The sequence below is a fragment of the Pseudomonas sp. JDS08PS003 genome (assembly GCF_045013505.1).
GTDB lineage: Bacteria > Pseudomonadota > Gammaproteobacteria > Pseudomonadales > Pseudomonadaceae > Aquipseudomonas > Aquipseudomonas protegens_B.
This window is the reverse complement of sequence record NZ_CP120724.1, coordinates 262601-282767: the sequence shown is the minus strand read 5'-3', so window position 1 is coordinate 282767 and position 20167 is coordinate 262601. Positions and strand designations below refer to the sequence as shown.

Here is a 20167-nt window from a genome sequence, read left to right as displayed (position 1 = left end):
ACCCAGGCCAAGCGTTTTGCTGATCCGCCCCTAACCAAAACGGATACTGAAAAGGTATCTGTTTTTTCATGACTTTTTGCGGAGATCGCTCATGCCCAAGCACGCCGTCTTTAACCATGAAACTCGAAACTGAACTGCGGGATCAGTTCATGGAGCAAGCACAAGCCTGTCAACGTTCGGCCTCGCAGATCATTCTGCGAAATGATGCGTGATTTCGACCAGAAGCAGCACGAATCCAGGGAGTACGAGGCTTTTTTGCAGCAGAAAGCTCAGCTCGCCCGAGCCTCTATGGAGGCTCAGCACGGGCCCAGCCATGAAGCAATAGAAGCCGAGTTCGCTGCCAGGCGCGCCCGGGCATCGAGGCTCGAATGAACATCGTCTTTGGGTCTCTTCTCGCCAATGGCCACCGCCGAGCTAGCCCCCTCGCCCCCTGCGCAACAACACATCCAACTGATCCACCACCTCCGCCCAATCGGCATCGTCGAGCAGTTCATCGCGCAGAAAGTCGGCCTGGCTCTTGCTCCAGAAGAACGCGTCCGCCAGGTGCAACTCCGGTTTCAGCGGGGAATGGGTAGCGATGAATCGATCGATGCTCACCGGGTCATCGGCCAGCCCCAGCTGCTTGAACAGCGCCGGCAGATTGTGGGTCGGTGATTCCATGGTCTGGCTCCTGATCAGTGAGAAACTTCGCAAACCTGAGCGTGGGGCACCATTTTCAGGTACTGAGCCATGCTCATGTGCACCAGGTTGTGGTGATTACCGGCCTCCAGATAGATGTCTTTCTGCCGGGTCAGCCAAGGGTCGATGACAACATCCAGGCCATAGGATTCGCCAAGGGCCGGCACCGCGCCGCGCTCGCAGTCGTTGAACAGATGGGCCAGGGTGCTTTCCCGGGTGATCTGCCACTCACCGCTGCCGCGGACCTTGCTCAAATCCAGATGACGGCTGGCGGGCAATACCGCCATCAGGTAGTGGCCGTGGTGATCGTCGAGAATCACCGACTTGGCCACCCGCTCCGCGGGAACCCCCGCCACGCGTGCGGTCTCCAGGCTGCTGGCCGAGTGAGGGTGAGTCACCAGATCAAATTCGCAATGCGCCAGCTCCAGGCTGCGTTGCACGGTTCTTGCCATACGCATGATGCACCTCGGTGCCCCGAAACCGATTCGAGGCGACAGGTTGACGTTCCCTCAAATGAGTCTAGGTCGGGCCAGGGTTGCCGCACCGCGCAACTTCCGAACGGCATTCAATTCGCTCTGGGCGAGCTGCAAGGCGTTGCCACAGAGGCGCACATGACAAACAGCCGGGCCCGGGTGCTGCCAGCGGCGAACTCGGTGACTTTGTGCCAGCCGGCCGGCAACGGCGCGAACTCCTCGGGTTGATCGTCGGTACCCACCAGCCAGACCCGGCCGCTGCCCACTGGCAACGAGCCCAGTTGATCCAGGTAGACCTCATCCGGTTGGTCGATCAGGGTGCCGAAACCATAGGCGTTCGGCCTGCCGGAGGCGCCCCCCGGCAACGGCGGCGTATACAGCAACGGCTGGGCGTCGGTACGGTTGTAGTAGACGTAGCTCAAGTACCAGAGCATGTCGCTGATGACGATGCGGTCGCCCGGGGCGTAGTGGGTGTTGACGTAATCCACCATCACGCTGATCTGGTCGTTGACGTCGACATCGGTGTTGTTTCGCAGCCCCTGGGCTTCGATCCCCACGAAGACCAGCAACAGAGCCAGGGCCAGCAGTCGAGCCGTTCGCAGCCAGCGGTCGATGACCATCGCCACGATCAACGGCAGGCCCAGGGCATAGGCGGTCAGGTAGCGTTCGATGAACACCGGGGAAATGAACGACACCGCAAACACCAGCAACAGCGGCAACAGGGTAAAACTCGTCAGCAGCCCGCCCAGCCTGGTTCGCGAGTGGTCACGCCACACCGGCACCAGGCAGACCAGCAGCATCAGCAGCGGCAACCCCACGAACAGCGGCCAGGGCAGGCTGTCGCCTTCGTCCTGGAGTAACAGCTGCCAGGTCATCGCCGGCAGGGACGACCAGGTCACCGCAGGCTCCCAACCGACATCGCCACCGGCCTTCAACTCGTCCAGGTGCCGCAGCAGCTCCAGCAGTTCGGGAACCCAGGGCAGATACAGCACCACGACGCAGGCATTGGCCAGCCACCAGACCGGCCGACCGAGCAAACGCCGACCGTCCTCGGCCCGGGCTCCCGATAACGCCAGGTACAGCCAATGGGCCAGAACACAGAGCACCGTGAAGTAATGGGTGTAGAACGCCAGCGCCAGCAACAGGCTGTAGATCAGCAGGTAGCGCCAGCGCCGGGGTTGGCGCACCCAGTACGCCAGGGCCAGAGTCGCCCCCAGCAGCAACATGCCCAGCAGCGCATACATGCGCACTTCCTGGCTGTAGCGCACGGCGGTGGGCAGCAACGCCAGGAGCACCCCGGCGATAATCGCCGCTCGTCGGCCAGCCAGCAGTGCCACCAGCCAGACACCCAGTCCCACTGTGACAATCCCCGGCACGGCGCTGAACATCCGCACCGACAAAATGCCGTCGCCGAACAATTCGATCCAGCCATGCAGCAGCATGAAATACAGTGGTGGGTGGACATCGTGAGCGGCATGCCACCAGATCTCCACCAGGGAATACTGACTGAGCAACAGACTGGAGCCTTCGTCGCCCCAGATGGCTGCCGCAGTCAGGTCATAGAAGCGGACGCCGGCGGCCAGCAGCAAGATCGGCAGCAACCCATACTCCAGCACCCGACGAGCCAGCCGCTGCCACCCTGCGCCCTGCTGCACGTGCGCCTGCTCCGACAAACGCCCGACCAGATCCGGCGCTTTGCGAAATTCCATTCCCTGCTCCCCTCACCCGCATGACGTGGCTGCAATGACCGACACAGCATCTTCTTTTGCCTGGAAAACCGCAAAGGCCCGACAGCCGTTGCAAAACATCGGAATCTTCGCTGACTGCATAGGTGCGCCTCTAGCGCCTTCTGTATGATTCGCCCATCTTCAAGGTGCTCCCTCGCGGCTTTGCGAATTAAGGACAATTCATGCGTATCGGTCTTCTTCCATCATTGACCCTGGCCCTGGGCACCTTGTTTGCCGCCCTGGCCCAGGCCAGCTCCGATGACATGTGCTTCCCGAGCTGGAAGCTCTACTCCAACCAGCTGGATGCCTGCAGCAACCTGCCTTTTCTCAGCCCGGGCAACGACAGCCGGGTCAACCTGCGCCTGCTGCTGGCCGACCAGGGCAGTCTGCCTTTGACTCCCCGGGCCTTGACCCAGGATGACCTGGGCCTGGGTTTTGGCCCCGTGCCCTTCCCGGCCTATCGCCTGCGCCCGGCAGATCCCGATACCAGTAGCGAGTCCAAGGCCACTCCGGCACCCGCCACCGAGCAGCTCGACAACCAATTGCAGGCCCTGGGCCTGAGGCGCGATAGCAAGGACACCGCCGGCGACGCTTTTTTGTCCGGAGAGGGCAGCCGCTGTCGCAGCAACTCGGACGCCAGCGCCCTGGCGTTTGTCGAACAGCTCAACAAGACGCAACTCAGCGACGAGGAGCGCCAGGCCCTGGCCGAGGCCCGGGTGCAACTGCTGGCCAGCTGCGACTGGAACGCCAGCGAAATGAGCAGGCTGCTGCCAGGCAACCTGAACTCGGCAGAGGCCAAGGCGTTCGCCCGCTACCTGCAGGCTGCCGCCGACTTCTATAGTGGCCGTTTCAGCGAAGCCGGCAACGGTTTTGCCGCCCTCAAGGACAATGCCCAGCCCTGGCTGGCCGAAACTGCGGCCTACATGGGCCCGCGCACCACGCTCAACCTGGCCCAACAGAACGCCTTCGATGAATGGAGCATGGTCAGCCTGGAGCATGTGGACAAAGCCGTCCTGCAACAGGCCGGAAGCGGTTTCGAGGCCTACCTGAAAACTTATCCACAGGGACGTTACGCCGTGTCCGCCAAGGGCCTGATCCGGCGGGTGCACTGGCTGGCGGGGGATTACCAGGCGCTGGCCGACGACTATGCCCAGCAATTGACCCACGCTCCGGGTACGCCACGCAACATGCGCCTGGAAGACGTGGTGGAAGAGGTCGACTACAAACTGCTGAGCATTCCCGGCGACAACTTCCAGGCCCCGCTGCTGCTGGCGGTCAGGGACCTGATGCGCATGCGCGCTGAGACGCCTCCGGCATTGACCCGCGAAGCCCTGCAACAGCAGAAGGCCCTGTTCGAAGGACAACCGGCATTGTTCGACTATCTGCTGGCGGCCTTCAGCCTGTATGTGGAGCAGCAACCGGCCGCGGCGCTCAAACAACTGCCGACCCAGTTGCCGACGCAACTGGACTACCTGAGCTTCAGCCAGCAGACCCTGCGCGGCCTGGCCCTGCAGGCCCAACAGGACTGGAAAGGCGCCGAAGCGCTGTGGCTGCAACTGCTGCCCCTGGCCAAGCAACCCCTGCAACGGGAACAGCTGGAACTGGCCCTGGCCTTCACCTACGAACGCAGCGGCCAACTGGCCAAGGTGTTTGCCGCCGACTCACCGATCAAGACCACCCAGGTCCGCGACATTCTCCTGCGCCAGGTGGCCTCGCCCAAGCTGCTGCGCCAGCAGGCACGGCAGGCCGACTCTGCCACCGAGCGCAACACCGCCTGGTTCGTGCTGCTGTACAAGGACCTGACCCGCGGCCAGTACGCAGCCTTTGGCGAAGACTTCAAGCAACAACCCAGCCCCCTGCCCGAAGAAACCCTCAGCCGCGGCCTGGGCTACCTCTTCGACTATGGCCCCTCACTGGCGGTATTCCAGTGGTACGGCAAGCCTGACAGTGGCGAAGAGAGCAGCTATGCCTGCCCGAGCATCAAGGACAGCGCCGCGGCCCTGCAACAGGACCCGAAAAGCCCGGCCGGCCTGCTCTGCCTCGGAGAGTTCATGCGCCTGAACAACTTCGACCAGATGCCCCTGGATACACCGCCCAACGCCCAATCCCTGGGCGGCACCCAGGACAACTTCCCAGGCAAGCCCTTCTCGCGACTCGATGGTTATCAGGTGGTAATCAACAACCCCAAGGCCAGCCGTGACGAACGCGCCTATGCCTTGTACCGGGCGATCTACTGCTACGCCTCCTCCGGCAACAACCGTTGTGGCGGTGCCGGCGTCGAACCGGCCGTGCGCAAGGCCTGGTTCCGCCAGCTCAAGGGCAAGTTGGGGGACACCCAATGGGGCCAGTCGCTGCGTTACTACTGGTGAATCCAAAACGCCTGGCCTGCTGCCTGCTGTCACTGTGCCTGTACTGGGCAGTACCGGCAGGCGCCACCGTTGACGCGGCGCACTACGACGCCTTCTGGCTGTGGAGCGGGGTCAAGACCCAGCCAGTGCTGGCCCAGGCCAAGACCCTGTACATCCTCCAGGGGCAGATCAGTCGCTCGCGGCGCCATCCCGGGCGCGGTGTCGAGCTCATCGCCCAGGGCCTGCCGGTGTCGCAGTTGCCCCAGGAACAGGTCTGGGTGGTCTACCGCGCCCACACCCTGGCCTGGCCGGAGTCGCTGTATCGCCAGTTGCTTGGCCAGGTGCACCGCTGGCATGCCACGGGCACTGCGGTAATGGGCATCCAGATCGATTTCGACAGCAGCACCCGCGACCTCGAACGCTACGTGAGTTTCCTGCGCGACCTGCGCCAGCGCCTGCCGGCGCACTACCGCCTGAGCATCACCGGCCTGATGGACTGGGGCAGCAACGCCGACCCGCAAGCCATCGGCCAGCTCAAGGGCATAGTGGATGAAGTAGTGGTGCAGACCTACCAGGGTCGCCATAGCATTCCCAACTACGCAGCCTACCTGCCGCGCCTGGATCGCATGGGCCTGCCTTACAAGGTCGGTCTGATCCAGGGCGGTGACTGGCAAGAGCCCCAGGCGCTGCGTGACAGTGCCTGGTTCAAGGGGTATGTGGTGTTTTTGCAGAATCCTCAGATCGAGCCTCAACTACGGCGTAACACGCGTTCACAGTAATACGCGTCGACAACCTTGATCCTGAAAGCCTGCTCATGCAAAACGGTTCACGGGGAGTTGATGTTCAGCACAGCCATGGATCGACCCACACTCTCGTCGGACAAGGATTGACCACGACGAAAGCAGGCAATAGGATCGGGCTCACTACTCAACCCCGTACGCAGAGATTAAGTTCACTGGCCGTTGGGGTGAAAAAACCGGCTCCGGCCGGTTTTTTCGTTTCCAGGGAATGGAATAGTGCGCACGGCATTCTTCGTCGACGGCTACAACCTGTTTTACGGGTTACTAGCTGACACTCGATTCAAATGGCTCGATCTGCCCAGGCTGCTGATCCATATCGTGCAGATCGAGAACCCCGCCAGTCGCCGAGTTGACCCTCGGCGTCATCCTGCCTCACAGGCCCGAGTACCAACGTCCGCAACCCGGCTCACTGAAAGCGCTGGCCCATTGGATGCGCCGGGTCATCACCGCCGAAGAACTGCAAAAACACCAGTTCCCCGAGCGAGTCACGACCCACAAGGCGCCCGCGATCAAACCGGACTACTGGTGAATCCGCTCCCCTTACCAGTCATAGGTCAAACTCGACACCATGGTCCGGCCTTCGCCGTAATAGCAGTCCCAGATGGTGGTGCAATTGGCGACGTAGGTCTTGTCGGTGAGGTTCTTCACGTTCAGTGCCAGCTTCACGCCCTTCCATTGCAACGGCGATTTCTCCAGGTCGTAGGACAGGCTGGCGTCGTACACGGTGTAGGACGGGATCTGGAAGGCGCCGTCGTAATCGGTGCCATAGCTGCCCTTGACGTAGCGGGTGCCGACGCCTGCGCCCAGGCCCGCCAGCGGCGTGTCGCCGAGGATCGTGTAGTTGAGCCACAGCGACGCGGTCAACGGCGGCATCCCTGCCGGATGACGCCCTTCGCGCCCGTCGTTGTCCTTGGTGTACTTGATGTCGTTGCGCGACGCCGAGGCAATCACGTCCAGCGATTCGCTGAGGCTGGCCTTGGCTTCCAGCTCGATCCCCCGGGAGCGCACCGCGCCACTCTGGACGCTGAACCCGGGGTTGGCCAGGTCGGAGGTCAGGATGTTTTCCTGGTCCAGTTGGTAGGCCGATACCTGGACGAAGCTCTCCTGGCCCGGCGGCTGGTATTTCACCCCCACTTCGTACTGCTTGCCGCTGGACGGCTCGAAAGCGCCGCCCTGGCGACTGGTGCCACTCAACGGCAGGAAGGATTCCGAATAGCTGACAAAGGGCGCCAGCCCGTTGTCGAACAAGTACACCAGCCCGCCGCGCCCGGTGAAGGACTGGCTCTTGGCATTGGTATGACCACCGTTGAGCGGCGTCTTGTTATCGGTTTCCGCCCAATCGTTGCGACCGCCCAGAACCAGCACCCACTTCTCGTACTTGATCTGATCCTGCACATACAGGCCGGTCTGGATGATGGTGTTGTCCCACTGGTAAGGATTGCCGAAATTCAGCGACTGGCCGTAAGTCGGGGTGAACATGTCGAGAATCGGCGGGTTGAAGTCGTACTTGCCATGGAACTTCGAGTTGAAGTGGTAATAGTCCAGCCCCGTCACCAAGGTGTGGCTGAAGGGTCCGGTGTTGAACTCGGCCTGGGCGATGCTATCCACACCGTAAACCTTGTTGTGCTGCTTCCAATCCACACCGTAGCGGGTCATGTAGCGCTGATCGTTGAGGCCGGTCCTGGGATTGGTGACGAACCTGTAGCCGTGCAGCGGCGCGCGGTAGCGGTCATCGACGTCGGCGTAGCGGGCGTTCTGCTTCAGGGTCCAGACATCGTTCAGGCGATGGGAGAACTCGTAGCCGAGGACGAACTGGTCGCGGTCGTAGGCATTGACCCCGGGCTCGCCGAGAAACAGGTCGCGGTCGATCTTGCCATTGGGGTTGGCGAACACCGTGCCCACGCTGGGCAGGCCCTGGGCCTCGGGCACGTCGTTGTCCTTCTGGTACTGGGCGAACAGCGTCAGCTGGGTGTCGTCATCGGGCCGCCAGGTCAGGCTCGGGGCGATGAACTGCCGCTGCTGCTGGACGTAATCGATGGCGTCCTGGCTGTCGCTGGCCAGCCCGGTCAGGCGATAGAGGAACTGCCCCTGTTCATCCAGCGGGCCACCCAGGTCCAGGGCGATGCTCTTGTGGTCATAGCTGCCGGCTTCCAGCACCAGCTGGTGCAGCGGGGTTTCGGTGGGCCGCTTGCTGACCATGTTGACGATGCCGCCCGGCTGGTTCTGCCCGTAGAGCACCGAAGCCGGCCCCTTGAGCACTTCGATGCGCTCCAGGGCATAGGGCTCGATCTGCAGGGCACCGCCGGTACTGCCGCCGCCATAGGGCAAGTGCAGGCCATCGAGGTACATCGGTGTCGGGGAAAAACCACGGGAGGTCGGCTCGTCGAAAATCTTCACCCGGTCGGAAAAGCCACCACCGGTCATGCCCGGGGTGTAGAGCAGCGCTTCGGTCACGCTATGAGCGCCGCGAGCCTTGATCTCCTTGGCGCCGATCACGTTGATGGTCTGCGGAATCTCCACCAGTGCCGAGTCGGTCTTGCTCCCTGTGGCACTGCGCTTGGCGACGATTCCCGGTACCGCGCCCCAGGCATCCTCGGTCATCTGCGTGGCGCCGATCCGGGTTGGCGCCAGCTGCAGCGCGCCGTTCTCGGCCAAGGGTTGCAGGCCCCAGCTGGCACCGGTCTGCACCGCCTGCAAACCACTGCCGGCCAGCAACGTCTGCAGGCCCTGTGCGACCTCGTAACGCCCATGCAGGCCGGCACTGTGCTTGCCGGCAGTCATGCTCGCATCCACCGACAGGAGAATCCCCGCGGCACTGGCGAAACGATTCAGGACCTGATCGAGATTGCCGGCGGCAATCTGGTAGTCCCGCGCCTGGCTCTGGCTGCCGCTGTCGGCCTGGGCCATGCCCGGCAACACCGGGGCCATGGCCAGCAGCGCGACAAAGGCGCGGCGGCGGGCGGCGGTGCCCAGGGTCAAAATGGATGCTGTGGTCTGGTAAGGCATTCCTGAACTCCCCATGAGAATGCGTCTTGATCGGCTTTCATGGGGTATCCCGGACAGCTCGGCAGAATCGACAATCGCGCAGAAATTTTTTTTGCAATCAGCTCCGCGGCTTGAGGGTCACCCAGTAGCGGGTCACCGCGTGCGCCCGCACCGGCAGCGAACGTTCCAGGGCCGCGAGTACCGCGTCGCTGTCCGCCAGGGGAAAGACCCCGGTCAGCAACAGGCCGGCCACCTGCTCGTCACAACGCAACAGCCCCGGGCGATAACGCGCCAGCTCGGTGACGAACTGCCCCAGGGGCTGGCGTTCGGCAATCAGTCGGCCCTGGCTCCAACTGCTGGCATTGACTTCAGCCACTTGCCGCGCCGAAACCCGCCCGGCGCTGAACCACAGGCGCTCGCCGGCATTGAGTTGCACAGCCTGGGCATGCCGGGGGCTGACCCGCAGCGCACCTTCGTAAAGATCGACCCGGGTGCCGCCGTCCAGCTCGCGCACGGCAAAGCGCGTGCCCAGGGCCTGGATATCTCCGGCGGCGGTTTCGACGATCAGCGGCCGCGAGGAATCATGCCCGCTGGTGAGCAGGATCTCGCCCTGGATCAAGCGGATGCGCCGCTCACTGGCACTGAACAGCAGGTCGACGGCGCTGGCGCTGTTGAGGTCCAGGCGACTGCCGTCGCTCAGGGTCAGGTGGCGAATTTCTCCGGTGGCCGTACGCTGCCCGGCAAAGGCCGCCCGCCAAGGCTGGCTGTCCTGGACCAGATAACCGCTGCCCCCGGCCACCAACAGCAAGCCCAACAGTTTCAGCGCCGCACGTCGTTGCGGGTCCGGGGCCTGGGCCAGCAGCACATGGGCACTGTGCTCCGGCACCCCGCCCAGGGTCTGCTGCAGTTGCTGCAAGCGCTGCCAGGCCCGACGGTGTTCGGAATCAGCCTGCTGCCAGGCCACGAACGCCTCGCGCTGCTGCGCATCGAGCTCACCGCCCCAATGCAGCATCAGCCATTCACTGGCCTGCTCGACTATGGCAGGAGCAATGGGTGCCTGATGGACCTTCATTCTTCGTAAAGCACCTGATAACAAGCCTGGATCGCACGGATCATGTACTTCTGCACCGAACTGACGGAAACCTCCAGGCGCTCGGCAATCTGCGCATACCCCAACCCTTCGAACTGCGACATGAGAAAGGCCTGCCGCACCTTGTCCGGCATGCGATCGAGCATGGCATCGATCTGCATCAGGGTTTCGAGGATCAGTGCGCGGCTTTCCAGGGAGGGCGTCTGGGGTTCCGGCAGGTGGGCGATGCTTTCCAGGTAAGCGCGCTCGATGCGCAACCGGCGCCACTGGTCGATCACCAGGTTGCGCGCGATCTGCGCCAGGTAACTGCGGCTTTCCTGGTGCCCGGGAAAGCGCCCCGACAGCAACAGGCGCAGGAAAGTGTCCTGCGCCACATCCGCCGCATGCTCGCGATCGCCCAGGCGCTTGCGCAACCAACTCTGCAGCCAGCCGTGATGATCTCGATACAGGCGATGGAGCTGGGCGTTACCGTCAGTGGTTGCTTCCATGAATGAAACTGCACACATGATTGAGAGCAATTATCATTACACTTTTTTCTCAATCCAGGCAAAAAGGCTTTCAGCGCACCGGGCTGGCGGCGTGCAGCGGATACACCGACTCCCAGCCTCCCCCCAGCGCCTTGTACAAACCGACCATGGACAGGGACACCCCGGCCGAGCTTTCCACCAGTTGCTCCTGGGTGGCCAGCAAGGCGCCCTGCACGGTCAGGACGTTGACGAAATCCACCACCCCTTCGACGTATTGCTGCTGCGCGGTGCGCAAGGCGATCTGATTTTGCCGCACCGCTTCGGCCAGGCTGTCGCGGCGCAACTGGCTGGCGTTGTAGCGAGTCAACTGGTCGTCGATTTCGTGCCAGGCCCGCAGCACGGTCTGCTGATAGGCCAGGGCCGCTTCCTGCTGCTGGGCCTCGCGCAACTGGAGCATGCCGCGCAAACGACCACCGTCGAACAGCGGCAGGCTGAACTGCGGGCCGATGCCGAACTGCCGGGAGCTCCAGGAACCGAAGTCTGCCAATTGCATGGCCTGGGAGCCGAAGTTGCCGGACAAGGTAATGCGCGGATAGAAATCCCCCTTGGCTACGCCAATGCTGGCCGTCGCCGCATGCAGCCGGGCCTCGGCCTGACGGATATCGGGGCGGCGTTCGGCCAACTGCGACGGCAGGCCGATGGCCACTTGGCTCGGGGGTTGGGGCACCGGCGCGTCACTGGCCAACTCCTGGTGCAGGGCCTGGGGCGGCTCGCCCAGCAGCAGGCTCAGGGCGTTGATCAACTGCGCCTGACGCTGCTGCAATTCCGGCAGCCGGGCCTCGATGGTAGCGACCTGGGCCGCCGCTTCGGCCACATCCAGGTCAGTGGCCACGCCATCGGCCAGGCGCAGTTGCGAGAGCTTCAGACTGTGACGAGCGACATCGAGGTTCTGCTCGGTAACGGCCCGGGTGCTCTGCACGCCACGCAGTTGGATATAGTCCTGGGCGGTTTCCGCCAGCACCGACAACAGCACGCCACGCCGATCGTTCTCCGCCACTTCCAGGGTGGCGTCGGCCGCTTCGGTTTCACGCCGGACCCGGCCCCAGAAATCCAGTTCCCAGGAAGCCGAGAAGCCGGCTTCCCAGAGATTGAAGGCGGACTTGCCGTTGTTCCCCGACGGGTCGTTCAAGCCTTCGGCGCTGTTGCGCTTGCGCCCGTAGCCGCCATTGGCAGAGGTGCTCGGGTAGCGCTCGGCGGTGATCACCTGGCGCGCCGCCCGGCTCTGCTGCAAGCGGCTGCTGGCCAGTTGCAGATCGAGGTTGTCGCTCAGGGCCCGGCGACTCAGGGCCGACAGTTGCGGATCATTGAACACCTCCCACCAGCGCTCCTGCATGGCGCTGTCCACCGCCTGGCTGGCGGCGGCCTGTGCAGGTGTCGACCAGGCCTGGACCTGGGTCGCCTGGGGCCGCTGGAAATCCGGGCCGACGCTGCAGGCGCCCAGCGCCAGCAAGCCAAGCACCAGCAGCGCCCTGCCCCCGTGGCGAGGGAGCTTGCTCCCGTTCGAGTGCGCAGCACTCGCAAAGCGGCTTTCACTGAAGGCCTGGGCCACCGCATCAATCGCTTCCGGGGTAGCTGCGCTACCCAGCGGGAAGCGTCTGTGCCTGCTGCGTTCGATACTCATCGCTGGGTCACCTCACGTGCACTGGTGGCAGAGCTGTGGGTATCCACGCTGGCTTCCACCGACATGCCGACCCGCAGGCGCTCGGCCATGGGCTGGTTGGGGTCCAGGAGAATCTTCACCGGAATGCGCTGCACCACCTTGGTGAAGTTGCCGGTGGCGTTGTCCGGTTTCACCGCCGCGAACGTCACGCCGGTGGCCGGGGCCAGACTCTCGACGCGGCCGTGCAGGGTCTCGCCGCCCAGGCTGTCGACGCGCACTTCGACCGTCTGCCCGGCGTGCATGGCGGTGAGCTGGGTTTCCTGGAAGTTGGCCAGCACATAGGCCTGCTGCAGGGGCACCACGGCGAGGATCTTGCTGCCGGGAGTGACATAGGCGCCGACCCGTACCGCACGTTCGCCGACCATGCCATCCACTGGGGCGACGATGCGCGTATACGACAGCTCGTAGCTGGCCATTTCCAGGGCGGCCTGGGCCCGCTTCAAGCCGCCTTCGGCCGCGTCGCGCTGGGCAGTGAGGATCTCCACCTGCTTGCGCTCCGCTGCCAGGGCCGCAGTGGCCGTGGCCAGCCGGGCGCTGGCCTGGTCGATGCGGGTCTTGGCCTGCTGGGCGTTCTGCACGGTGCCGGCGCCGACCCCTGCCAGGTGGTTGTAGCGATTGAGCTCGTGCTCGGCAAAGGCCATTTCGGCGCGAGCCGCCCCCAGTGCCGCCTGGGCCTGGGCAATCACCGAACTCTGCCGGTCCAGGGTGGCCCGGGCGTTCTGCAACTGGGCCTGGGCCACCAGGGTTTCGGCATCCGCCGCCTGCGCCGCGGCCCGCAGGTCACGGTCATCGATCAGCGCCAGCAGTTGCCCGGCCTTGACCTGCTGGTTGTCCTCCACCAGCACTTCCTTGATGAACCCGGCCACGCGTGGCGCCACCAGGGTGTAGTCGGCGGCGATGAAGGCGTCGTTGGTGCTTTGCTCGCTGGAGCGGCCAAACAGACCCGGCGCCACCAGATAAGCCAGCACGCCAAGGGCCGCTACCGTCGCCACAGCGACGGCGATTTTGTCTTTGCTCTGGATCGTCATAAAAACCTTCTCGTTCAAGTGGGCGCCCGCGGTGGATAGATCCGCGTCGGCAGCCAGAAAATCAGCAGGATCAGCGCAGCGGCCACCCCTGCCATGCAGAAATAGAGATCGGCGGAGGTCAGCACCACGGCTTGCTGGTGCAGGCGCTGGGCCAGCCCGGCTACCCGGTCATCCACCAGGGGGGAGTTGCCCAGGCTGTCCACCAGCATCGTCGAGTGGAAATGCAACCGGTGAGTGGTGAGCACATCCAGCACCCCGGTGGCGATCACCGCCGCCAGGCCTTTCACGGTGTTGAACCAGGCCGAAGCGAAGGGCCCTTCCAGCGGAGTGATGCTGCCGGTGGAGAGCATCAGCAACGGCAGCACCGCCATCGGCTGACCGAAGATCTGCAGCAGTTGCAGCACATAGAAATCGTCACGAATCCAGGCCGAGGTCAGGTACGTGCCCCCCAGGCAAGACAGCACCAGCATGCCCAGGCCGATCCCCAGCACCCAGCGGCAGTCGACCCAGCGCAGGTTGCACAGGGCCGCCACCAGCGGCAGGGCCAGCAGTTGCGGCAGGGCCATCACCAGCATCACCGGGGCGGTCTGCAACGGGCGATAGCCCTGGACCTGAGCCAGGTACGCCGATGGGATGATGATCACCGCGGTCAGTACCACCAGCACCCCGGCCAGGGTCAACAGGGCGAAGGACAGGTTGCGGATGCCGAGCATCTGCAGCTTGAAGAAGGGAATCGGCTGCGACCATTCGTTGATCATGAACAGCACCAGCAACACCAGCCCGCCAACCAGCAGCACACTGATCAGCGGCGACTCGAACCAGTCCAGACGATTGCCCTGGAGGATGCCGATCACCAGCATGCAGATCGCCGGGAAGCCCAACAGCAGCCCACGCCAGTTGAACTGCTTGAAACGCTCCAGACGCAACGGGTCCTGGGGCAGGCCGTAAGCCACCGCCGCCATGGCCAGCAGACAGGGCGCCACCACCTGCCAGAAGGCCCAGCGCCAGCCCACGTACTCGGTCCACAGTGCCGCCAGGGGCGTACCCAGGCTGGGCCCGAAGGTGGCCGTCAGGGCATAACCGGCCAGGCCGTAGAGCTTGACGTTGGCCGGCAGGAACCGCAGGGCGACGGTCATCAGCATCGGCGGCAGCGCGCCTCCGGCCAGGCCTTGCAGCGTGCGCAGCAGCAACAGGCTCTGGTAGTTCGGGGCGAAGGGGCACAGCACCCCCAGCAGGGTGAACAGGCCAATGGCACACAGGGTGAAACGCCGCAGGGAAAAGGTCACCGAGCACCAGGGCGCGAAGGCCATGGCCGCCACCGAGGTGGCGGTGTAGCACGCCACCAGCCAGGTGCCTTCGTCGAATCCGATGAACAACGCACCGCGGATATCCGCCAGGGCGATCTTGGTCACCATCTCGTTGAGACCGGAGACCAGCACCGCCAACAACACACCGACCAGACCGATGATGATTCGCGGCCCGAAGATCGGTGGTGCAATGGCTGCCGGCTTGCTGGCGGCTTCAACCGAAGCAGGCGCAGCGACAGCAAGGGAACTCATGGAAATACTGCTCCAGACAAGAAAACCAGAGCAGTTTATGAACAGCCAGTGCTGACGAAAACTGACTTATCGACAGTTTATAAATGCACCAAACGCAACGATCATCCCCTGTTAATCGTAGGAGCTGGCTTGCCAGCGAAGAGGCCCCCAAGACCGCATTCGCCGACAAGCCGGCTCCTACACGGGCGACGCAGATTGCAAATGCACCGTAGGAGCTGGCTTGCCAGCGAAGAGGCCCTCAAGATCGCTTTCGCCGGCAAGCCGGCTCCTACGAAGAGGTCGGCTGGGCTTCTTGCCAGGTGGCCTGGCAGGAGCTGCGCAGGGTTTCGCGGAACCATTTATGCGCCGGGTCCTTGTCGTAGCGCGGGTGCCAGGCCTGGGTCAGGACCAGGGTCGGCAGAGAAATCGGCAGGACGAAGGAGCGCAGGCGCAGGCCCAGGCGCGAGACGCTGAGCAGGGTTTCCTGAGGCACCGGCAGGATCAGGTCCGAATCCGGCAGCATGAACATCGCGGCGTGGAAGCTCGGGGCAATCAGCGACACCCGACGCTCCAGGCCCTGCTCCGCCAGCGCCGCATCGATAGGGCCACGGGCGATGCCCCGGCGAGACATGCTGATATGGGGAAACGCGGCAAAACGCTCGGCGGTGATGTCCTCGTCCAACAGTGGATGGTCTTCGCGCACCAGGCCGACAAAGGCGGTAGTGAACAGATTCTGCACCTTCACTTCCGGGGTCAAGGGCCGGGTGTTGCTGATCCGCAGGTCGATCCGCCCCTCCCGCAGGGCCTCGTCATCGCCATCGCCTTCCGGCACGAAGCGCAGTTCGCATAACGGCGCCTGACGCTCCAGGGTATCGATGAGGCGACCGCCATAGACACCGACGAAAAAATCGTTGGCGCGCACATTGAAGCGCCGTCGCAACGAAAGCAGGTCCACCTGATCCGCCGAACGGAACAACAGCGCGGCCTGCTCCACCAGATCACGCACCTGACTACGCAGCTCCAGAGCCTTGGGGGTGGGCACCAGGCCACGTCCGGCCCGCACCAGCACCGGGTCACCCAGGGCTTCGCGAATCCGCGTCAGGGTACGGCTCATGGCCGCCGGGCTGAGGTTCATGCGCCGCGCGGCGCCGACCACACTGCCCTCGTCCAGCAGGGCATCGAGGGCGACCAGAAGGTTCATATCCGGGAGTTGCATACTGAGCACTCATGACTGATCAGGGATGATCCGGACGCAATGCTAGCAGGCTTGGCGCCGAGGAAAATGAGGGAGATCAATCCATACCCGTGAACCCACTACCCGCGTAGGAGCCGGCTTGCCGGCGAATGGGGTCTTCGAACCTTGCATCGCCCTTGAGGCCGCCTTCGCTGGCAAGCCAGCTCCTACGGTCGGGGGTGGTTCCGGTGGCGGGGCCATTCAGCGCTGCATGCCCCAGCGTTTCACCGTGACGCGCTCCAGGGTGTCGAAGATCAGGTTCTCCACCAGCAGGCCGATGAGGATCACCACCGCCAAGCCGGCAAACACCTTGTCGGTGTACAGCTCGTTGCGGTTCTGGAAGATGTACCAGCCCAGGCCGCCCTTGCCGCTGGTGGCGCCGAACACCAACTCAGCAGCGATCAAGGTGCGCCAGGCGAAGGCCCAACCGATCTTCAGCCCGGCGAGAATCGACGGCAGCGCCGCCGGGATCAGGATGAACAGCACCAGTCGCAGGCCCTTGAGGCCATAGTTGCGCCCGGCCATGCGCAGGGTTTCGGAAACCCCGAGAAACCCGGCGTAGGTATTCAGGGCCAGGGCCCAGAGCACCGAATGCACCAGCACGAAAATCAGGCTGTTCTGTCCCAGGCCGAACCACAGCAGCGCCAGGGGCAACAGGGCAATGGCCGGCAGCGGGTTGAACATCGAGGTCAGGGTGCTCAGCAGGTCACGGCCGAACTGGGTCGAGACCGCCAGGGTGGTCAGGGCGAACGCCAGGACAATACCGATCAGGTAGCCCTTGAGCAGCACCACCAGGGAAATGCCCACCTTGCCCAGCAGTTCACCACTGATCAGGCCCTGGTACAGGGCGCCGGCGGTCTGCACAAAGCTGGGCAGCAACAGGTCATTGTTCTGGTAGCGGGCCACGGCTTCCCAGAGCACTGCCAGGAGGATCAGGATCAGGCCCTTGCGCAGCCAGCCCTGTTGCCAGAGTCGCTGGCCCAGGGGCAGCTCTCGTTCCAGCGGGACTTGCAGCAAGGGTTGCAGGACTACTTCGTATTCTTCGCGCACAGGGGATGACTGGCTCATCGGGCGTTCCTCGTTCAACGGCAGCCTGACGGCTCAATAGGCGATACGGATATCGGCGAAATCCAGCTCGGTTTCGGTTTCAGGCCCCTGGCCTTCATCGAACAACAAGCGATGAATACGCTGTGCCGTCTGCTGGAACGCCACGCCGCCAAGGCTTTGCAGGTCGTATTGGTGGCTGTGGACTTGCGCCCGCACCCGCCCCGGATGCGGCGACAGCAGGAGGATGCGATTGCCCACTACCAGCGCCTCTTCAATGGAGTGGGTAACGAACAGCAAGGTGAAGCGCACCTCCTCCCAGAGCAGCAGCAACTCCTCCTGCATCTTGCGCCGGGTCAGGGCGTCGAGGGCCGCGAAGGGCTCGTCCATCAGCAGGATCTTCGGCTGCATGGCCAGGGCGCGGGCAATCGCCACCCGGGCCTTCATGCCACCGGACAAGGTGTGCGGATAGGCATCGGCGAAAGCCGCCAGGCCGACCTTGGCCAGGTAGTGCAGGGCGCGCTCTTCGGCTTCGCGACGGCCGAGGGTTTTCGACGCCAGCAGCGGAAACATCACGTTCTGCTTCACGGTTTTCCAGGGCGGCAGTTGGTCGAACTCCTGGAACACCACGATGCGATCCGGCCCAGGCTGACTGACTCGCCGACCCTGCAGGCGAATCTCGCCCTCGCAAGGCTGGATGAACCCGGCCACCGCCTTGAGCAGGGTCGACTTGCCGCAGCCCGAAGGCCCCAGCAGGACAAAACGATCGGCCGGATCAACCTCGAAACTCACCTGGTGGGTGGCCCGTACCACGCGCTGCGGGGTGCGGTACTCCAGGCTGACTTGATCCACCGCCAACAGCGTTTCGGCGGTGGCGGTGGGGTTGCTGGCCGTGTGGCCTGGCAAAGGGGCGTTCATGGCCATCAGCTCCCTTGCAGCGGCTTGGCGTCCTGGAAGAAGTAGTCCTTCCACGATTCCGGCTTGTTCTTGATGGCGCCGACCCGGTACAGGAACTCCGCCAGCGGGTAGGTGTTTTTCGGCGTCACGCTGAATTCGAACTGCGGGTTGTCGATGATCTTCAGCAGCGTGGCGCGGTCGATCTTGGCCTTGGTCACGCGGATGTAAGTGTCGGCGGCCGCGCCTTTGTCGTTCTGGGCGAACTCGGCAGCTTCAGCCAGGGCTTCGACGAAGGCCTTGTAGGTTTTCGGGTTGTCGTTGCGGAATTTCTCGGTGGCGAACAGCACCGTTGGCGAGTTCGGGCCCAGCAGGTCGTAGGTATTGAGCACCACATGCACGTTGGGGTTCTCCAGGGCCTGATCCTGGAACGGTGGGTTGGAGAAGTGCCCGGTCAGCTCGGTGCCGCCGGCAATCAGCGCGGCGGTGGCGTCCGGGTGCGGCACGGCGATGGTGTACTTATCCAGGCGATTGAATTCCTTGTCACCCCATTGCTTGGCTGCAGCGTATTGCAGGAAGCGCGACTGCACCGAGACGCCCACCGCCGGCACCGCGATGCGGTCCTTCTCGGTGAAGTCGGCGATGGTCTTGACCTTGGGGTTGTTGCTCACCAGGTAGTAGGGGAAGTTGCCCAGGGACGCCACGGCCTTGACGTTCTGCCGGCCGTGGGTGCGATCCCAGATGGTCAACAGCGGGCCGACGCCGGCTCCGGCAATGTCGATAGAGCCCGACAGCAACGCGTCGTTGACCGCTGCGCCGCCGGACAGTTGGGTCCAGTCGACCTTGATGTCGATGCCCTCTTCCTTGCCGTGCTTCTCGATCAGGTTCTGGTCGCGCACTACGTTGAGCAGCAAATAGACGATGCCGAACTGTTCAGCGATGCGGATCTCGCCTTCGGCATGGGCCGCTGTAGGGGCGACCAGGCTGCCGGCCAGCAGGCTGAAACCCAGGCCGATGGCCGTGGCCAGTTTGCCGAGGCGGGGAATGAAGGGAATGGATAAAGACATGATGATTCTCCTGCCGTGCCTGGCGATCAGTAAGGGGCGTCGCCCTGGATGGTGGTGCGATACAGCTTGCGGCGCAGATGGCTCGGGCAACCGGCGGCCAGGTGGATCAGCGAGCGGTTGTCCCAGAACACCAGATCGTGGGGCTGCCATTGATGGCGGTAGATGTTTTCCGGCAGCACGCTGTGGGCATACAACTCGGCCAGCAATTGGGCGCTTTCGTCTTCCGGCAGGCCAACGATGCGGGTGGTGAAACCCTCGCTGACGAACAGCGCCTTGCGGCCGTTTTCCGGGTGGGTACGGACTACGGGGTGCACCACCTCGGCGACCTGGGCCAGTTGTTCCGGGGTCAGGGTCGGGCGCCAGTTGCCCTCGAACTTGGTCTCGCTGTAGCGGGCCGTGTAGGAGTGGGCGGCGCTGCGGCCCTCGACCGCCTTGCGCAGGGCCTCGGGCAGGTTGTCCCAGGCTTTGTGCATGTCGGCGAACAGGGTGTCGCCACCTTCGGCCGGTAACTCCTGGGCATGCAGCATCGAGCCCAGGCTGGGCAGTTCCTTGTAAGAGAGGTCCGAGTGCCAGAACTTGCCGGCGTCACCCAGGCCGATGGACTGACCGTTCTCGATGATGTTGGAAACGATGAGGATTTCCGGGTGCCCGGCCAGCAGGAACTGCTTGAGCACATGGATCTGCAGCACGCCGAAACGGCGGCTGAAGGCGATCTGCTGTTCCGGGCTGATGCGCTGGTCACGGAACACCACCACATGGTGATCCAGGTGGGCGCGGTGGATGCGGGCGAAGTTCCCATCGTTGACCGGCCGGGACAGATCCAGGCCGATGATCTCGGCGCCCACGGCGCCACTGAAGGGACGGATTTCGAAGGCTTGTGCGGCGATGGGCGCGGCACTGGCTGATGCAGACATGACTGAAACTCCCGCGCAGGCGCGCCCAGGGCGCGCGCGTCGATCAGAAACTCACGGAGATCCCGTGTGGGTTCATTTCGTGCGGCGCGCCGATTGGTCGGCAGGTACGCAGGGAGTCAACTTTATAGATATAAGAAAGCGAATTTAAATACCGTTAGCG

16 protein-coding genes and 2 pseudogenes are annotated in these 20167 nt (G+C 63.8%); 4 read left to right on the top strand and 14 right to left on the bottom strand.

Annotated elements, in window-relative coordinates; all coding sequences use genetic code 11:
- Positions 1-68: 68 nt before the first annotated feature.
- Positions 69-372 (top strand): annotated as a pseudogene (locus P7C00_RS01265) (antitoxin of toxin-antitoxin stability system).
- 42 nt (positions 373-414) lie between these two features.
- Here P7C00_RS01265 and P7C00_RS01260 read toward each other — a convergent pair.
- From P7C00_RS01260 to P7C00_RS01250, 3 genes are all read right to left on the bottom strand, one after another.
- Positions 415-660, bottom strand: a complete 246-nt coding sequence (locus P7C00_RS01260; RefSeq protein WP_123725423.1) for a DUF2789 domain-containing protein — start codon at positions 658-660, stop codon at positions 415-417.
- A gap of 14 nt (positions 661-674) precedes the next feature.
- Entirely contained in the window at positions 675-1136 is a 462-nt protein-coding gene (locus P7C00_RS01255; protein WP_346634022.1) for a YbaK/EbsC family protein, read from the bottom strand.
- Between the two features lie 107 nt (positions 1137-1243).
- Positions 1244-2860 carry a glycosyltransferase family 39 protein gene (locus tag P7C00_RS01250; protein ID WP_346634021.1) on the bottom strand — a complete coding sequence of 539 codons (1617 nt, stop codon included), beginning with the start codon at positions 2858-2860 and terminating at the stop codon, positions 1244-1246.
- 200 nt (positions 2861-3060) lie between these two features.
- Between P7C00_RS01250 and P7C00_RS01245 the strand changes: the two genes are divergently transcribed.
- From P7C00_RS01245 to P7C00_RS01235, 3 genes and pseudogenes are all read left to right on the top strand, one after another.
- Positions 3061-5247: an outer membrane assembly lipoprotein YfiO gene (locus P7C00_RS01245; RefSeq protein ID WP_404938012.1), complete on the top strand. Its 2187-nt coding sequence runs from the start codon at positions 3061-3063 to the stop codon at positions 5245-5247.
- Positions 5217-6005 carry a DUF3142 domain-containing protein gene (locus P7C00_RS01240; protein WP_404938011.1) on the top strand — a complete coding sequence of 263 codons (789 nt, stop codon included), beginning with the start codon at positions 5217-5219 and terminating at the stop codon, positions 6003-6005. Before P7C00_RS01245 ends, P7C00_RS01240 begins: the two co-directional genes overlap by 31 nt.
- A gap of 237 nt (positions 6006-6242) precedes the next feature.
- Positions 6243-6555: pseudogene (locus P7C00_RS01235) on the top strand (hypothetical protein).
- A gap of 11 nt (positions 6556-6566) precedes the next feature.
- Here the strand turns inward: P7C00_RS01235 and P7C00_RS01230 are convergent.
- The 11 genes from P7C00_RS01230 to P7C00_RS01180 form a co-directional block, all read right to left on the bottom strand.
- Positions 6567-9032, bottom strand: coding sequence for a TonB-dependent siderophore receptor (locus P7C00_RS01230; RefSeq protein ID WP_404938010.1), 2466 nt, complete (start codon positions 9030-9032; stop codon positions 6567-6569).
- A 97-nt stretch (positions 9033-9129) separates the two neighbouring features.
- A complete protein-coding gene (locus tag P7C00_RS01225) occupies positions 9130-10083 on the bottom strand; it encodes a FecR domain-containing protein (RefSeq protein WP_404938009.1) in 954 nt (317 codons plus the stop codon).
- Positions 10080-10589: a sigma-70 family RNA polymerase sigma factor gene (locus P7C00_RS01220; RefSeq protein ID WP_346634016.1), complete on the bottom strand. Its 510-nt coding sequence runs from the start codon at positions 10587-10589 to the stop codon at positions 10080-10082. Before P7C00_RS01220 ends, P7C00_RS01225 begins: the two co-directional genes overlap by 4 nt.
- 70 nt (positions 10590-10659) lie before the next feature.
- Positions 10660-12249, bottom strand: a complete 1590-nt coding sequence (locus P7C00_RS01215; protein ID WP_404938008.1) for an efflux transporter outer membrane subunit — start codon at positions 12247-12249, stop codon at positions 10660-10662.
- On the bottom strand, positions 12246-13316 hold the full coding sequence (locus P7C00_RS01210; protein ID WP_404938007.1) for an HlyD family secretion protein: 1071 nt from the start codon (positions 13314-13316) through the stop codon (positions 12246-12248). The genes P7C00_RS01215 and P7C00_RS01210 overlap by 4 nt, the downstream gene beginning before the upstream one ends.
- Positions 13317-13330: 14 nt before the next feature.
- Positions 13331-14875: an MFS transporter gene (locus tag P7C00_RS01205; RefSeq protein WP_404938006.1), complete on the bottom strand. Its 1545-nt coding sequence runs from the start codon at positions 14873-14875 to the stop codon at positions 13331-13333.
- 268 nt (positions 14876-15143) lie between these two features.
- On the bottom strand, positions 15144-16070 hold the full coding sequence (locus P7C00_RS01200) for a LysR family transcriptional regulator (RefSeq protein WP_346634013.1): 927 nt from the start codon (positions 16068-16070) through the stop codon (positions 15144-15146).
- Positions 16071-16289: 219 nt separating this feature from the next.
- Positions 16290-17156 carry an ABC transporter permease gene (locus P7C00_RS01195; protein WP_346634012.1) on the bottom strand — a complete coding sequence of 289 codons (867 nt, stop codon included), beginning with the start codon at positions 17154-17156 and terminating at the stop codon, positions 16290-16292.
- 33 nt (positions 17157-17189) lie between these two features.
- A complete protein-coding gene (locus tag P7C00_RS01190) occupies positions 17190-18050 on the bottom strand; it encodes an ABC transporter ATP-binding protein (protein WP_346634011.1) in 861 nt (286 codons plus the stop codon).
- A 5-nt stretch (positions 18051-18055) separates the two neighbouring features.
- Positions 18056-19093 carry an ABC transporter substrate-binding protein gene (locus P7C00_RS01185; RefSeq protein WP_404938005.1) on the bottom strand — a complete coding sequence of 346 codons (1038 nt, stop codon included), beginning with the start codon at positions 19091-19093 and terminating at the stop codon, positions 18056-18058.
- Between the two features lie 26 nt (positions 19094-19119).
- Complete coding sequence (locus tag P7C00_RS01180) at positions 19120-20007, bottom strand: TauD/TfdA dioxygenase family protein (protein WP_404938004.1); 888 nt, start codon at positions 20005-20007, stop codon at positions 19120-19122.
- Between the last annotated feature and the right edge of the window lie 160 nt (positions 20008-20167).

Excerpts from the sequence above, each read along its gene's own strand:
- P7C00_RS01185 (WP_404938005.1), bottom strand. The coding sequence starts at position 19,093 with ATGTCTTTATCCATTCCCTTCATTCCCCGCCTCGGCAAACTGGCCACG.
- P7C00_RS01245 (WP_404938012.1), top strand. The coding sequence starts at position 3,061 with ATGCGTATCGGTCTTCTTCCATCATTGACCCTGGCCCTGGGCACCTTG.
- P7C00_RS01220 (WP_346634016.1), bottom strand. The coding sequence starts at position 10,589 with ATGGAAGCAACCACTGACGGTAACGCCCAGCTCCATCGCCTGTATCGA.
- P7C00_RS01210 (WP_404938007.1), bottom strand. The coding sequence starts at position 13,316 with ATGACGATCCAGAGCAAAGACAAAATCGCCGTCGCTGTGGCGACGGTA.
- P7C00_RS01180 (WP_404938004.1), bottom strand. The coding sequence starts at position 20,007 with ATGTCTGCATCAGCCAGTGCCGCGCCCATCGCCGCACAAGCCTTCGAA.
- P7C00_RS01250 (WP_346634021.1), bottom strand. The coding sequence starts at position 2,860 with ATGGAATTTCGCAAAGCGCCGGATCTGGTCGGGCGTTTGTCGGAGCAG.
- P7C00_RS01260 (WP_123725423.1), bottom strand. The coding sequence starts at position 660 with ATGGAATCACCGACCCACAATCTGCCGGCGCTGTTCAAGCAGCTGGGG.
- P7C00_RS01240 (WP_404938011.1), top strand. The coding sequence starts at position 5,217 with ATGGGGCCAGTCGCTGCGTTACTACTGGTGAATCCAAAACGCCTGGCC.
- P7C00_RS01215 (WP_404938008.1), bottom strand. The coding sequence starts at position 12,249 with ATGAGTATCGAACGCAGCAGGCACAGACGCTTCCCGCTGGGTAGCGCA.
- P7C00_RS01195 (WP_346634012.1), bottom strand. The coding sequence starts at position 17,156 with ATGAGCCAGTCATCCCCTGTGCGCGAAGAATACGAAGTAGTCCTGCAA.
- P7C00_RS01255 (WP_346634022.1), bottom strand. The coding sequence starts at position 1,136 with ATGCGTATGGCAAGAACCGTGCAACGCAGCCTGGAGCTGGCGCATTGC.
- P7C00_RS01200 (WP_346634013.1), bottom strand. The coding sequence starts at position 16,070 with ATGCAACTCCCGGATATGAACCTTCTGGTCGCCCTCGATGCCCTGCTG.
- P7C00_RS01190 (WP_346634011.1), bottom strand. The coding sequence starts at position 18,050 with ATGAACGCCCCTTTGCCAGGCCACACGGCCAGCAACCCCACCGCCACC.
- P7C00_RS01205 (WP_404938006.1), bottom strand. The coding sequence starts at position 14,875 with ATGAGTTCCCTTGCTGTCGCTGCGCCTGCTTCGGTTGAAGCCGCCAGC.
- P7C00_RS01225 (WP_404938009.1), bottom strand. The coding sequence starts at position 10,083 with ATGAAGGTCCATCAGGCACCCATTGCTCCTGCCATAGTCGAGCAGGCC.
- P7C00_RS01230 (WP_404938010.1), bottom strand. The coding sequence starts at position 9,032 with ATGCCTTACCAGACCACAGCATCCATTTTGACCCTGGGCACCGCCGCC.